This window comes from Pseudomonas sp. B111, assembly GCF_026428275.1.
Taxonomy (GTDB): domain Bacteria; phylum Pseudomonadota; class Gammaproteobacteria; order Pseudomonadales; family Pseudomonadaceae; genus Pseudomonas; species Pseudomonas aeruginosa.
Map to the genome: position 1 here is coordinate 2,027,593 of NZ_CP097857.1, position 12,661 is coordinate 2,040,253.

13 protein-coding genes are annotated in these 12,661 nt (G+C 63.3%); 3 read left to right on the forward strand and 10 right to left on the reverse strand.

Annotated elements, in window-relative coordinates:
* Position 1: 1 nt before the first annotated feature.
* A complete protein-coding gene (locus M6E97_RS09715) occupies positions 2-1,123 on the reverse strand; it encodes a beta-ketoacyl-ACP synthase III (RefSeq protein ID WP_003104436.1) in 1,122 nt (373 codons plus the stop codon).
* 490 nt (positions 1,124-1,613) lie between these two features.
* Here M6E97_RS09715 and M6E97_RS09720 point away from each other — a divergent pair, with 490 nt between their 5' ends.
* Positions 1,614-2,129: an ankyrin repeat domain-containing protein gene (locus M6E97_RS09720; RefSeq protein ID WP_003091630.1), complete on the forward strand. Its 516-nt coding sequence runs from the start codon at positions 1,614-1,616 to the stop codon at positions 2,127-2,129.
* A 3-nt stretch (positions 2,130-2,132) separates the two neighbouring features.
* Here M6E97_RS09720 and M6E97_RS09725 read toward each other — a convergent pair whose 3' ends face one another.
* On the reverse strand, positions 2,133-2,636 hold the full coding sequence (locus M6E97_RS09725; RefSeq protein WP_003130147.1) for a cysteine hydrolase family protein: 504 nt from the start codon (positions 2,634-2,636) through the stop codon (positions 2,133-2,135).
* A 79-nt stretch (positions 2,637-2,715) separates the two neighbouring features.
* Between M6E97_RS09725 and M6E97_RS09730 the strand changes: the two genes are divergently transcribed.
* Positions 2,716-3,129 (forward strand): hypothetical protein, encoded by a 414-nt coding sequence (locus tag M6E97_RS09730; RefSeq protein WP_003091632.1) that lies wholly within the window; start codon positions 2,716-2,718, stop codon positions 3,127-3,129.
* A 39-nt stretch (positions 3,130-3,168) separates the two neighbouring features.
* Here the strand turns inward: M6E97_RS09730 and M6E97_RS09735 are convergent, their stop codons facing one another.
* The 8 genes from M6E97_RS09735 to M6E97_RS09770 form a co-directional block, all read right to left on the reverse strand.
* Positions 3,169-5,817, reverse strand: coding sequence for a T6SS phospholipase effector Tle1-like catalytic domain-containing protein (locus tag M6E97_RS09735; protein ID WP_071534415.1), 2,649 nt, complete (start codon positions 5,815-5,817; stop codon positions 3,169-3,171).
* A 14-nt stretch (positions 5,818-5,831) separates the two neighbouring features.
* A complete protein-coding gene (locus M6E97_RS09740) occupies positions 5,832-6,386 on the reverse strand; it encodes a DUF3304 domain-containing protein (RefSeq protein WP_015502596.1) in 555 nt (184 codons plus the stop codon).
* On the reverse strand, positions 6,374-6,577 hold the full coding sequence (locus tag M6E97_RS09745; protein WP_071534414.1) for a DUF3304 domain-containing protein: 204 nt from the start codon (positions 6,575-6,577) through the stop codon (positions 6,374-6,376). Before M6E97_RS09745 ends, M6E97_RS09740 begins: the two co-directional genes overlap by 13 nt.
* Positions 6,574-6,924, reverse strand: a complete 351-nt coding sequence (locus M6E97_RS09750) for a DUF3304 domain-containing protein (protein WP_170869240.1) — start codon at positions 6,922-6,924, stop codon at positions 6,574-6,576. The genes M6E97_RS09745 and M6E97_RS09750 overlap by 4 nt, the downstream gene beginning before the upstream one ends.
* A complete protein-coding gene (locus M6E97_RS09755) occupies positions 6,909-7,430 on the reverse strand; it encodes a DUF3304 domain-containing protein (protein ID WP_071534412.1) in 522 nt (173 codons plus the stop codon). Before M6E97_RS09755 ends, M6E97_RS09750 begins: the two co-directional genes overlap by 16 nt.
* Positions 7,427-8,242, reverse strand: coding sequence for a DUF4123 domain-containing protein (locus M6E97_RS09760; protein ID WP_003138322.1), 816 nt, complete (start codon positions 8,240-8,242; stop codon positions 7,427-7,429). The genes M6E97_RS09755 and M6E97_RS09760 overlap by 4 nt, the downstream gene beginning before the upstream one ends.
* A gap of 9 nt (positions 8,243-8,251) precedes the next feature.
* Positions 8,252-10,318 (reverse strand): type VI secretion system tip protein TssI/VgrG, encoded by a 2,067-nt coding sequence (gene tssI / locus M6E97_RS09765; protein WP_031635902.1) that lies wholly within the window; start codon positions 10,316-10,318, stop codon positions 8,252-8,254.
* 228 nt (positions 10,319-10,546) lie between these two features.
* Positions 10,547-10,984: an HIT family protein gene (locus M6E97_RS09770; protein ID WP_003091638.1), complete on the reverse strand. Its 438-nt coding sequence runs from the start codon at positions 10,982-10,984 to the stop codon at positions 10,547-10,549.
* 204 nt (positions 10,985-11,188) lie between these two features.
* On the opposite strand from M6E97_RS09770, the gene phoA reads away from it, so the two are divergent.
* Complete coding sequence (gene phoA, locus M6E97_RS09775; protein ID WP_003112133.1) at positions 11,189-12,619, forward strand: alkaline phosphatase; 1,431 nt, start codon at positions 11,189-11,191, stop codon at positions 12,617-12,619.
* Positions 12,620-12,661: the final 42 nt, after the last annotated feature.

Below are 12,661 nucleotides of genomic sequence, written 5' to 3' on the forward strand. Positions count from 1 at the left end.
ATCAGTGTTTACGCAGGATCACGCTACCGATCGAGTAACCGGCGCCGAACGAGCTGAGCACCCCGATGGCGCCGCTGGGCAGGTCATCCTGGTGCTTGTGCAGGGCGATCACCGAGCCGGCGGAACTGGTATTCGCGTAGCTGTCGAGGATCACCGGCGCCTCGTGCGCCTCGGCGTCGCGGCCGAGCAGCTTGCGGGTGATCAGCAGGTTCATGTTCAGGTTGGCCTGGTGCAGCCAGAAGCGCTTGACCTCGGCGACCTGGATTTCATTGGCCGCCAGGTGCTCGCCGATCAGCTCGGCGACCATCGGGCAGACATCCTTGAACACCTTGCGGCCTTCCTGGACGAACAGCTTGTCGCGCTTGCCAATACCGCTCTCGTCGGCGCGGTTGAGGAAGCCGAAGTTGTTGCGGATGTTGTTGGAGAACTGGGTCAGCAGCCTGGTGCTGACGATGTCGAACTGGTGCTTCGACACGGCCAGGTCGGCGCGCTCGACGATCACCGCGGTGCAGGCGTCGCCGAAGATGAAGTGGCTGTCGCGGTCGCGGAAGTTCAGGTGGCCGGTGCAGATCTCCGGGTTGACCATCAGGATCGCCCGCGCCTGGCCGGTCTGGATCGCGGTGGTGGCGGCCTGGATACCGAAGGTGGCCGAGGAGCAGGCCACGTTCATGTCGTAGCCGTAGCCCTGGATGCCCAGCGCGGCCTGCACCTCCACCGCGATCGCCGGGTAGGCGCGCTGCAGGTTGGAGCAGGCGACGATCACCCCGTCGATGTCGGCGGCGCTGCGGCCGGCACGCTGCAGCGCCTCCCTGGCGGCGGCAACGGCCATCTCGCAGAGGATCGACCACTCGTCGTTGCTGCGCTCGGGAAGGTACGGAACCATGCGCTGCGGGTCGAGGATGCCTTCCTTGTTCATCACGAAGCGGCTCTTGATGCCGGACGCCTTCTCGATGAACGCCGAGCTGGACTCGGCCAGCGCCTCCAGTTCGCCCTTGGCGATGGCCTCGGCGTGCTGGTCGTTGTACTGGCGCACGAAGGTATTGAAGCTCTCCACCAACTCGTCGTTGGAGATGCTGTAGGGCGGAGTATAAAGACCGGTTCCGCTGATGACGGCTTTATGCACAGTTGTTCCTCTTCTCTCGCTGGGCCGCCGTCGAACGGGGCCGATTAGGCATAGCGGTGCCCGCCTGGGGCCGGCACCGGAAACGGGTTCGCTCGCGGCGATGCCGGGCGCTCTACGAAAAGACGTTGGCGGCGCGCTTTCGTACAGGGCCCGGGCAAGGTCGGCCATTGCGCAGTGTGCCACCGCCTCGCTTCGGCAAGCGCGCGCACCGCTCAGTGGTATCGAAGGCGACAAGGATATTCCAGAGTGCGCGCCGGGCACAGCCGATAGGCGCACGATCGGTTTATTTTCCCCGTTTTCGCCACCGATATCCGTATCGAACTGTAAAGACGACGCAACCAGGCCGGCTTCCGGTCACAGCAGGCTGGCACCTTCCCACCCCAACCATCGATTGAATTTGCCAACCCGCCCCATAGGCAATGCTCAACAGCCCACCTCGGCAAGGCCGCCTATCATTCGGCAAACCCGGTATTCACAAGGAAGCAGCCCCATGACCGATAGCCCTCGCCCAGAACTGGATATGGAAACCCAGGAGTTCGTCCACCAACTGTTCGACCTGGCCCGCCAGGGCAACAGCCAGCGCCTCGAGCAACTGCTGCAACAGGGCCTGCCGCCGAACCTGCGTAACCACAAGGGCGATAGCCTGCTGATGCTGGCCAGCTACCATGGGCACGCCGACACGGTACGCCTGCTGCTGGCCTACAAGGCCGACCCGGACCTGCGCAACCTGGCCGGGCAGACACCGCTGGCCGGCGCTGCGTTCAAGGGCGACCTGGCGATGGTCGAACTGCTCCTCGCCGGCGGCGCCGACGTCGAGGGCGCCTCGGCCGACGGCAAGACCGCACTGATGATGGCGGCCATGTTCAACCAGGCCGAGGTCGCCGCCAGCCTGCTGGCCCACGGCGCCCGTCGTGACGCCCAGGACGCCGCCGGGCTGACGCCGCTGGCGGCGGCGCGGATGATGAATGCCGAGGCCACGGTCGCGCTGCTCAGCCGGCCCCACTGAGCCTCAATCCGCCAGCACCTCGGCCAGGCTGACGACCTGGCCGAAATGATGCTTCCACAGGCGCACACCCAGCTCCCCCGAGCGATCCAGCGAGGAGCCGAGCACCAGGTCGCCGACCAGGGTCGGTTGCAGGCCGGCGTCGAACAGGGCGAAGCCGGCGGCGAGCACGCAGGTGTCGGCCTGGATGCCGCAGACCAGCACCCGTTCCGCTCGCAGCGCACGCAGATGGTCGACGAGTTCCGCCGTCGGCAGGTAGCCATGCTTGACGAAGACCCGGTCGGCCGCCACCAGGCAGGCATCGTCGAGCGGCGGTCGCCAGCCGAGCTGGCGCTGGAACGGCGTACGGGATTCGTCATGGCGCTCGACGCTGGCCACCGAGGGCATCCGCCCGAGCAGTTGGCCGATGCCTTCCAGCAGCCAGTCCGGCGGGGCGAAACAGGGTTGCACGTCGACGATCAGCAGGGCCTGGCGCATCGGTAGTCGGCTCCGGAAGAACAGGCCAGGCATTCTAGCCCACTCCGCCCCGTCGCTCCGCGCTCCAGCGAAACTGGGCTAGCCTGAGGAAACCTTTCGACGGAGAGCCTTCATGCGCCCGATGTACGCCGTAGCGATCCTTTTCCTCCTGGCTGGCTGTTCCTCGGTTCCCGCCGAGAAGACCCGGGCGATCCCCGCCGAACGCCTGCTCGGCTACCAGCAACCGGTGAGCGGTGGCGGCCGGCTGGAAGTCCACCGCGACTATGGCTACCTGGGCGGCGGCTGCTACGTGGCGTTCCTTATCGACCGCCAGGTCGCCGCGCGCATCGGCGTCGGCGAGGAAGCCAGCTTCCAGGTGCCGGCGGGCGAGCATGTGGTCGGTATCGGCATCGATACCCAGGACGACACTCTCTGCGGCAAGGGCCTGCTGAACCGCGAGCTGAGAACCCGGATCGCCGCGGACGGCAACGCGCGCTTCCGCATCGTCAGCGAGGCCAGCAGCGGGTTCGACATCCGCGCCGAATGATCCGGGGCGACAGGTCGGCCGCGTTCGCCCGGTCGAGGTTCAAAGCGATTCCATCAAGTCCTTGCCGCGCTGCAGCCAGCCCGGCGCCGAGCCGGGGCCCAGCGGTTGCGCCTGCTCCGTACCCATGTCCTGCAAGGCCTGCTTCGCCTCGGCGAGCCAGGCCGGGGTCGCCGCCGCGGGCGCCTGGGTGAGTTCGGCCTTGGCCACCAGCCCGGCCAGGCTGCCCAGGTCGCGCGCCTTGAGCGCCTCCACGGTCTGCTGAGCCAGCAGCACCTGCTGCAATGCGGGCGATTGCACCGCCGCGACCGCCAGCGGCGGCGGTGGCGGCAACTGGCCGATCTGCTCGACCTTGTCGCCAGGCTCGCGGGTGAAGGCCCGCAGGTTGTCCAGCGCCGCCCCGCCGACCATCGGCAAGGCGATCCCGGTCAGCGGGTCGAAGGCGCTGATCTCCGGCAGGCCGACCTTGCCGCTCAGCAGCGGACGCGCCAGCGATGGCAGGAACAGCCCGAGCAGCATCCGCGGATCGCGACGCTTGACGCTGAGGCCGACGCTGGCCAGCATCACCCCGACGCCTACCACCCGCCCGGCGGTGGCCAGTACCGAGAGCCGCTTGTTCGACTCGTTGTCGAAATGCACCAGGCGATAGCGGAAGTAGTCGGTGAAGGGTTCTCGCGGGCCTATCGCCGAAGTGTTCATGAACCAGGCGCGGGAGTCGTGCACCTGTTCGTCGAATAGCGCCACCAGTTTTTCCTGGCCCGGCGCCACCCGGTCGGGAGCGCTGAACAACTGGTGGTAGCGCGCGCTGCCGTCGCGGTGGATCTGGCTGTATTCCTCGGCTTCGTCTTCCTCGTTGATCAGGAATACGGTGCCGCCGAGCAGCAGGTCGATCACTCCCCCCACCGTCATGCCGTCGTCGAGCACGCCCCAGTCGCCCTTGTAGTCATGGGCGAATTCGGCGGCGGCGCCGAGCAGTTGGCGCTGGTCCAGCGGCGGGTCGAACTGCTTCTCCACCCGCAGGTCGCGCAGTTGGTCCTCGCCGCCGATCAGCGCCACGTTGCGATCCCACTCCGCCTGTTCGGCGGCGCTCATCGGCGGGAGCGGCTCGCCCTGCTGGGCGGCCGCGTACTCCCGGCTACGCCGCTTGTGCAGGGCCTCCCAGGCCTTCTGCTGGGCTTCCAGCATGTCCGGCGGGACATTGGCGAAGAACGCCTTGCTGCGCAGCCCGCCGGCATAGCGGTCGATGCGCCAGGCGGTGATCAACGCGGTCTCGCGACGGATCACCTCTTCCAGGGGGCCGGCCTTGGCCTGGGCCTGCCAGGCGTTGAAACGGGTGGCGAGTTCTTCGGAGACGCTGAACTCCGCTTCAATCTTGGGCACCATTACCCGCCAATCTTCATGAAAGTCTGGATGGACGGCAGGTGCTGGAACTTGCAAAGGAGCACCTGCCTCGAAAGCCTCCGCATACATATGCTGCAACGCTATCTGGGATAGCAGAAATTCCGAACCTCCCACAGCTTTCCCCTGGTTGCCGACGCCATAACCGCCACCAACATCCGAGTGAACACCAGGATAAGCATATTCCACCGTCCACTTCCGGTAGCAGGAGGGCCCCGTCCGACGTCCGTTGGCATCCATGTCACGACGGCGGATCGAATCGAGTGGAAAACTGGCACGCTGCTCATGACAGGAAACCAGATGCACGCAACGTTTCAGAAAAGAACAGTCTTCCGGCAGGATGGTCGGCAGGCACTGGGAGAGGGCCTCATCGGGCAGGCGCATGGTGTCATCGGCCCAATCCATATGCCCGGCAGCGAACGGCGCACTATCCGCCAGCCCAACTGCCGCCACGGTATCGAAAAGGCCGAGGAACTCGATCGAGATCGGCAGACCGGCAAAGCGATATTCCACCCGACCATCGGCATCGCTGACCCGGGTTAGCTCCTGCAGCCAGTTGGCAAAGGCTCGTGCTTCTGCCGCCCCACGGGAGAATCCGTAGACATACAAGCGCATGGCCAGGATATGCGGTTTCTGTCCAGAGTTCTGACGCTGTCGAAGCTTTTCTTCCAGTTCCTTGAGTTTTGGCTCCAAGGCAGCTCGGCGTTTTTTCTCGCCGTTTTCCAATAAACCACCAGTGAGCGTACTGACGGTCCAGTTAGTGGACATTTCTTCTACTAGGCCCTGAACCTCATTTAGTTTAAGCCTACTTTTTAATAAAGTATAGAAAAGAGCATCAACTAACTGAACCAGCCCCCAGTTTATTCGATTTTCGCCTCCCTCAGCACCAATTAACCCCATGTTTGAAGGCGTAAATTCTTTAATATCCGGAAACACCGTACCCACACCTGGGCAATAGTACTTAAAAATCCCCCTACTGTTTATATCATCGCCGGCCCCAATACTTGCATGAATTAGCCTAGCGACATTACTGCAAGATGGAGAAACCGATGAATCATCAGCCTTATCGTTATTATTAGTCCCATCAAAACCAAGTGTAATATGGATAGCTTTACAGCAAGGCGCACCACCGACTACGTCACCTTCAGAAAGCCTTTTTTGCTCTTGCACCCTTGAAAAAACCCGTTCATCGCTCTGCTGCTTTAATATATTTTCTGATAATTTTTTAGAATCATAAATCAGGCGCCCTGCCACAGGATGGGTGGGTGCTATATGAAATCCAAAATTAGGCATCTTCCCACCTGCCTTCAGTTAGCCGGACATATCGTTGACTTTCTCATCTCGAAATAGGCCTTATCAGGATATTTTGGATGATTTGGCCCATAACAAGTCGTAGAAACAGCCACCTCGTCACACGGCAAGAAGTGCACCTGCAGCAAGCACACCTTTTCATCATACCTAGGCACATTCACAGTCGCCTTGTGACGGGTGTAACTTGAGGCATGCCTCAAATAATCACTCTCATCCAACCGCCCATATTTATCTCGTTTTATAACGGCACGGGGATTGGGATCCTTCTCCCATTCCACAATAACTTTCAAATTTGGATTCCATCTCTTTGGAATTACCCCGCAACAAACTTGACTACCATCTCCCTGATAAGGACCTAAGTTCGGTCCGCCAGCACCATTCACCGTAAATTCGTTAATCGCCGCCGGAGTATGGTTGTAACCCATGATAGGTGCAGACAGCACTTCAGGCCCAGCTTGGCATGCCACCAGCCCAAAGAAGGTGCTGAGAAAAACCACCAGCCCAATGGACTTTTTATTTCCCACACAGATCAAGTTCATCAACTTCTGCATGACATACCCCTCATATCAAAGTAACCTTTATTCGGATATTCAGGATGAAACGGCGTATAACAGGCAGCTGAAGTAGCAACCTTATCACATGGAAGAAAGTGTATTTTTAGCGAACAAATCTCCTTACTATCACAAGAAGGTATATCGACAGTTTCCTTATGACGAACATACAAGAGTCCATGCCCTCTCATACGTTTTCTCCAGCCATCTGAAAATATCTTTCCGGCCAGTCTTTATAAGCCCCTGGCTCAGGATCTACCTCCCGCTCTACGGTTGCCTTCAAGCCCGGCTTCCAAACTCTAGGAACGACACCACAACATACCTGCCCTGCTCCCCCCTGAAATGGACCAAGGTTTAATCCGCCAGCACCATTTACACTGAATCTGTTAATAGCCGCCGAAGTATGGTTGTATCCTCCGATAGGAACAGACACCATATCAGGGCCTGCCTGGCACGCTTGTAAAAACAAAAAACCTATCAGTAAAGCAATCAGCCAAACAGGTGTCCTTAACCCCTTTGCATTCAAGAGCTTTTGCATGAAGGCTCTCTCTTCTGAAAATACTTTCTATCTGGATACTCTGGATGCCCCTGGCTGTAATAGGTTGTTGAGACCGCGACCTGGTCGCACGGGAGGAAATGCACCTGCAACAGGCATATTTTTTCACTACATCTAGGTATATCCACGATCATCTTGTGTCGGGTGTAGCTTGAGGCATGTCTCAAGTAATCATCTTTATCCAGCCGTCCATATTTATCTCGCCTTATAGCGGCGTGCGGTTTGGGATCTTTCTCCCATTCCACGACAGCTTTCAAATTTGGATTCCACTTCTTTGGAATCACTCCGCAACAAACCTGGCTACCATCCCCCTGATAAGGGTCTAAACGCGGTCCACCCGCCCCATTCACCGAAAACCAATTGATCGCCGCGGACGTATGGTTGGAACCCATCACCGGCGCCGCCAGCATGTCTGGCCCGCTCTGGCAGCCTGCGGCCAGCAGGGGCCCCGGAAGCAGGGCGGGAAGGCCGATGCCATGCGCGTTCATGCGCGACTCGTTCCCGCCGGGGAAAAGCCGGGGCCGGGGGTCTGTTCGCGCAGCCACTGGGCGACGAAGGCATCGCGCTGGTCGAAGTCCTGCAAGCCCTGGCGGTCGGCGGCCAGGTGCGCCTGGACCAGATGCTGGAGCAGGCTTTCCTGGCCGCCCAGGCCATGCTCGCGGGGCAGCACGAAGTATTCGCGGCGGTAGGCTTCGGCCTCGCTCCAGGCGCGCAAGGCGGCGACTTGATGCGCTTCCAGGCGGAGGGCCGCTTGCAGCGGCGGCGTCTCGTGGGCCTGGTAATGACCGGCCAGCGCCCTCGGCCGGCCGTCGCGGTCCAGCCAGTGCCAGCTGGAAACCGGGGCATGCAGGTAACGGCTCTGCCGGGGGTCGAGCATGTCGCTGACGGCCATGAACAGGCCCGGATCGTAGAAACGCAGCACGCCGCTGGAACGGCCCTGGTTCCACTCGGCCTGGGTGCAGCTGCGCAGGTGCTCGCCCAGGCGCGGCAACGGCCAGGGGCTGAACAGGAGCATCAGGTGGCGGCGGCAGTCGATGCGTTCGAGCAGTTCGTCCAGCCAGCCCGCGTGGCCGTCTTCCAGGCGCAGCAGCAGTGGGCCCTCGTCGGCCAGGGCGGCCTCCGGGGTTTGCTCCAGCAATTTGAACAGCGCCGGAGGATCGCTTTGCCGCGCATGCTCGGTAAGCAAGGGATAGTCGTCCAGCCCGGTAGCGTCGACCAGCACATCGATGTGGGTCTGCAAGCCGCGATCGCGGGAGCGCTGCCACAGCTCGCTGGCCCAATGGCGGGGGTTCGGCGTCATCGCGGTTCCTCAGCGCTCGGCGAGCGCCTGGCCTCTTTTCTTCGCCTGTAGCAGGCACTCTTCGCAAACCGGTTGCCGCGGCGGCAGGTTGGCCGCGACCGCCTCGGGTGGCGCGCCGGGGCTGTCCTGGTCGGCCATGCCCGGCACCCGCGGCATCTTGATCGCGATCCCCGAGCCGCTTCCCGGCGCGCCGCCTGCATTGATCCGTGCCAGCGGGCCGCTGATGGCGATGCCGCTTGCGTCAAGCCGGATGAAGCTGCCGCCGGCCTTCACCGTCAGTTCGCTGTCAGCCTCGATCACCATCTTCTGCCCGGCCTTCAGGTGGATCTCGCGCCCGGCCCTGGCCAGGTAGGCACGACCGAGCTTCACGTGCTGGCTGTCGCCGACCGTCAGATGGTCATCGGCCTTCAGCTCGACCTTGCGCTCTCCGTGCACGGTGTGATGCTCCTCGGCCTTGAACTCGCTGTAGCTGTTCGCCTCCACGGTGTCGTGGCGTTCGTGGCCGACGCGGATCTTCTGGTCGTGCTCGATGTTCTCGTCCCAGTCGCGCTGGGCATGGACGAAGATCTGTTCCTGGCCCTTGCGATCCTCGATGCGCAGCTCGTTGTAGCCACCACCGCCAGGGCTGCTGAGGCTCTTGAAGACGCTGCGGGTCTGGTTCGCCGGCAACTCGTAGGGCACCGGGTGGGCGGCGTGGTAGACGCAGCCGCTGACCAGCGGCTGGTCGGGATCGCCTTCGAGGAAGTCCACCAGCACTTCCATGCCGACCCGCGGAATGACGATGCCGCCATAGCCGTTTCCGGCCCAACCGCTGGCTACGCGCAGCCAGCAACTGCTCTTGTCGTCGCCCTGGCCCTCGCGGTCCCAGTGGAACTGCACCCTGACCCGGCCGTAGCGGTCGCAGTGGATTTCCTCGCCCGGCGGGCCGGTCACCACCGCGGTCTGGCTGCCCAGCACGCGCGGCTTCGGGTGCTCCAGCGGCGGGCGGAAGAACACCTCCCAGGGCGTGGCGAGGAAGCGGTTGCGGTAGCCCTGCTGGAAGTCGTCCGTGCTGGCCGACGTGTCGGAGGTAACGTTCTCTTCCAGCACCTGCGGCTGCTTGCCTTCGTGGAAGATTTCGCTGAGCAGCCACAGGTCGTTCCACTCCGCGCGCGGGTGCTCGGCGATCTCCAGGAAATGCCCGCTGACCAGCAGCGGCTGGTCGCTGACCCCTTCGCCCAGGCGCCGGTCGGCGCGGTGCCGCTCCAGGGCGCGCTGGCTGAGCAGCTTGCCGCGCTGGCGATCGACGAAGCGACCGGGGTAGTCGTAGTCCTCCAGGTCCGGCTCGGCCGGGGCGTCGGCAGCGGGGCGATTGCCGGCCTCCAGCAGCAGCCGCGGCTTCTCGAAGTCGTAGTCGCGGCGAGTGGTGCGCGTGGTGCGGCTGGCCAGGCGCAGGCTGAAGCGCTTGATCACCGGTTCGTCGGCGACCAGCCCACTGTCGTGCACGTAGGCGGTGGGACGGCCCAGGCGGGGGAACACCGTCTGGTCGTCGCCGAACACCAGCAGGTGCGCCTCGGCGCTGTGCCGGAAATGGAAATGGATGCCCTCTTCGGCACAGAGGCGCTGGACGAAATGCAGGTCGCTTTCGTCGTACTGCACGCAGTATTCGCGCTCGGGATACCGGGTGCCGAGCTGGAAGCGGTAGGCGTCGGCGAGGATGCCGTGCTCCTCGAGGATCAGGGCGACGATCTGCGGCACCGTGAGGTGCTGGAAGATCCGCTGGTTGTTGCGCTGGGCGAGGTAGGCCAGGTGTGGGACGAGGGTGAGGCGATAGCGGGTCAGGCGCTTGCCGGCATCGCCCTGGGCAGCGCCGTAGACCAGGCCGTGGACACCCTGGCCCTGCGGGGTGAAGGCGAGGAAGGCGGGCCGGTGCAGGAACGTTTCGAGGTCGAGGCCGGCACGCTCTCCGACCAGTTCGAGTTCGAAACGGTAGGGGCGACTGATGCCTTCGTGGCCGTTGAAGGCGAGGACCTGCAGGTCATGGCGGAGGCCGTCGAGGCTGAGGCTGAAGTGAGTCTGGTTGGCCGGGTTGAACATCCGCTGTCCCCTGTTTCTCGAAAAACCTGCACGGCTGGCGTCCCTGTTCGCCGTGGTCGCTCCGAAGAGCGGGATAGCGCGGATGCTACGTCAAAAAAACTGTGCAAATTGTTGCGCACATCGCCGGAAAACCGCGGCGCGCCTGACCCTCGACAGTATGTAACAAAATATTTCAGAGAAATCCAACGAGCGAAGGACCGCCCCCGTCCCGGGCCGGCCCTTGCGCAATCAGCCTTGCAGACGCTGCGCCAAACGCTCCTGAAGTTGTGCGAGCACTTCCGGGTCGCCCTGCTTCGCCGCATGGATGCCGAGGTTCTCGCCACTGAAGCGCGGGACGATGTGGAAATGGATGTGGAAGACCGTCTGCCCGGCGGGGGCGCCATTGAACTGGGCGACCTGCACGCCGTCCGGCTGCACCTCCTCGACCAGGGCGCGGGTCAGGCGCTGGACCACGGCCATGACCTTGGCCAGGTTCTGCGCATCGATCTCGAGCAGGTTGCGCGCCTCGGCGTGCTTGGGAATCACCAGGGTATGCCCGTAGGACTGCGGGAACAGATCGAGGAAGGCGAGCACGTCCTCGTCTTCGTAGACCTTGTAGCAGGGAGCTTCGCCGCGAATGATCTTGGCGAAGATGTTCTGGGAATCGTAAACGCCGTGCAAACTCATGGAGGCTTTCCTTGAACGAACCGGAATAGACCTGCGCACCATACCGGCTCGCTCCCCGCTCGTCACGACGTGATGCGTCGCGCGCTCCACACACTTCGAAAGAAATTGTCACAAGCCCGTCATCACCCTTCCCTACTTTCGTAGCACTCGCCGGATGGCCCTGCCGTCTCGCACAGCCACCTCCTCAACATAGGGAAATGCGTCATGACCCCAGGTTATCCCCTCGCCCTCTCTCTTGCCGTATCCATGGCCGTGCTCGGCAGCGCCTTGCCGGCCCAGGCGCGCCAGGACGATCCGTCGCTGTTCAACCGCCAGGCCCGTGGCGAACTCAGCGAGTACGGCGGCGCACGGCGCGTCGAGCAGGACCTGACCCAGGCCCTGAAGCAGTCGCTGTCGAAGAAGAAGGCGAAGAACGTGATCCTGCTGATCGGCGACGGCATGGGCGACTCCGAGATCACCGTGGCGCGCAACTACGCGCGCGGCGCGGGCGGCTACTTCAAGGGTATCGATGCGCTGCCGCTGACCGGCCAGTACACCCACTACTCCCTGCACAAGGACAGCGGCCTGCCGGACTACGTGACCGATTCCGCCGCCTCCGCCACCGCCTGGACCACCGGGGTCAAGTCGTACAACGGCGCAATCGGCGTGGATATCCACGAACAGCCACACCGCAACCTGCTGGAGCTGGCCAAGCTCAACGGCAAGGCCACCGGCAACGTCTCCACCGCCGAGCTGCAGGACGCCACCCCGGCCGCCCTGCTCGCCCACGTCACCGCTCGCAAGTGCTACGGCCCCGAAGCCACCAGCAAGCAGTGCCCGAGCAATGCCCTGGAGAACGGCGGCGCCGGCTCGATCACCGAGCAATGGCTGAAGACCCGCCCTGACGTGGTCCTCGGCGGCGGCGCCGCGACCTTCGCGGAAACCGCCAAGGCTGGCCGCTATGCCGGCAAGACCCTCCGCGCCCAGGCCGAGGCCCGCGGCTACCGGATCGTCGAGAACCTCGACGAGCTGAAAGCCGTGCGCCGCGCCAACCAGAAGCAGCCGCTGATCGGCCTGTTCGCGCCGGGCAACATGCCGGTGCGCTGGCTCGGTCCGACCGCCACCTACCACGGCAACCTGAACCAGCCGGCGGTGAGCTGCGAGGCGAACCCGAAGCGCACCGCCGACATCCCGACCCTGGCGCAAATGACCAGTAAGGCCATCGAGCTGCTGAAGGACAATCCGAACGGCTTCTTCCTGCAGGTCGAGGGCGCGTCCATCGACAAACAGGACCACGCCGCGAATCCGTGCGGCCAGATCGGCGAGACCGTCGACCTCGACGAAGCCGTGCAGAAGGCCCTGGCCTTCGCCAAGGCCGATGGCGAGACCCTGGTGATCGTCACCGCCGACCACGCCCACTCCAGCCAGATCATCCCGCCGGAAACCGCCGCGCCGGGGCTGACCCAACTGCTCACGACCAAGGACGGCGCGCCGCTGGCGATCAGCTACGGCAACTCCGAGGAAGGCTCCCAGGAGCACACCGGCACCCAGTTGCGCATCGCCGCCTACGGCCCGCAGGCCGCCAATGTCACCGGCCTGACCGACCAGACCGACCTGTTCTTCACCATCCGTCGCGCACTGAACCTGCGCGACTGATCGGACCAGAACGAAAAAGGCGCGCCGGTTTCGACCGGCGCG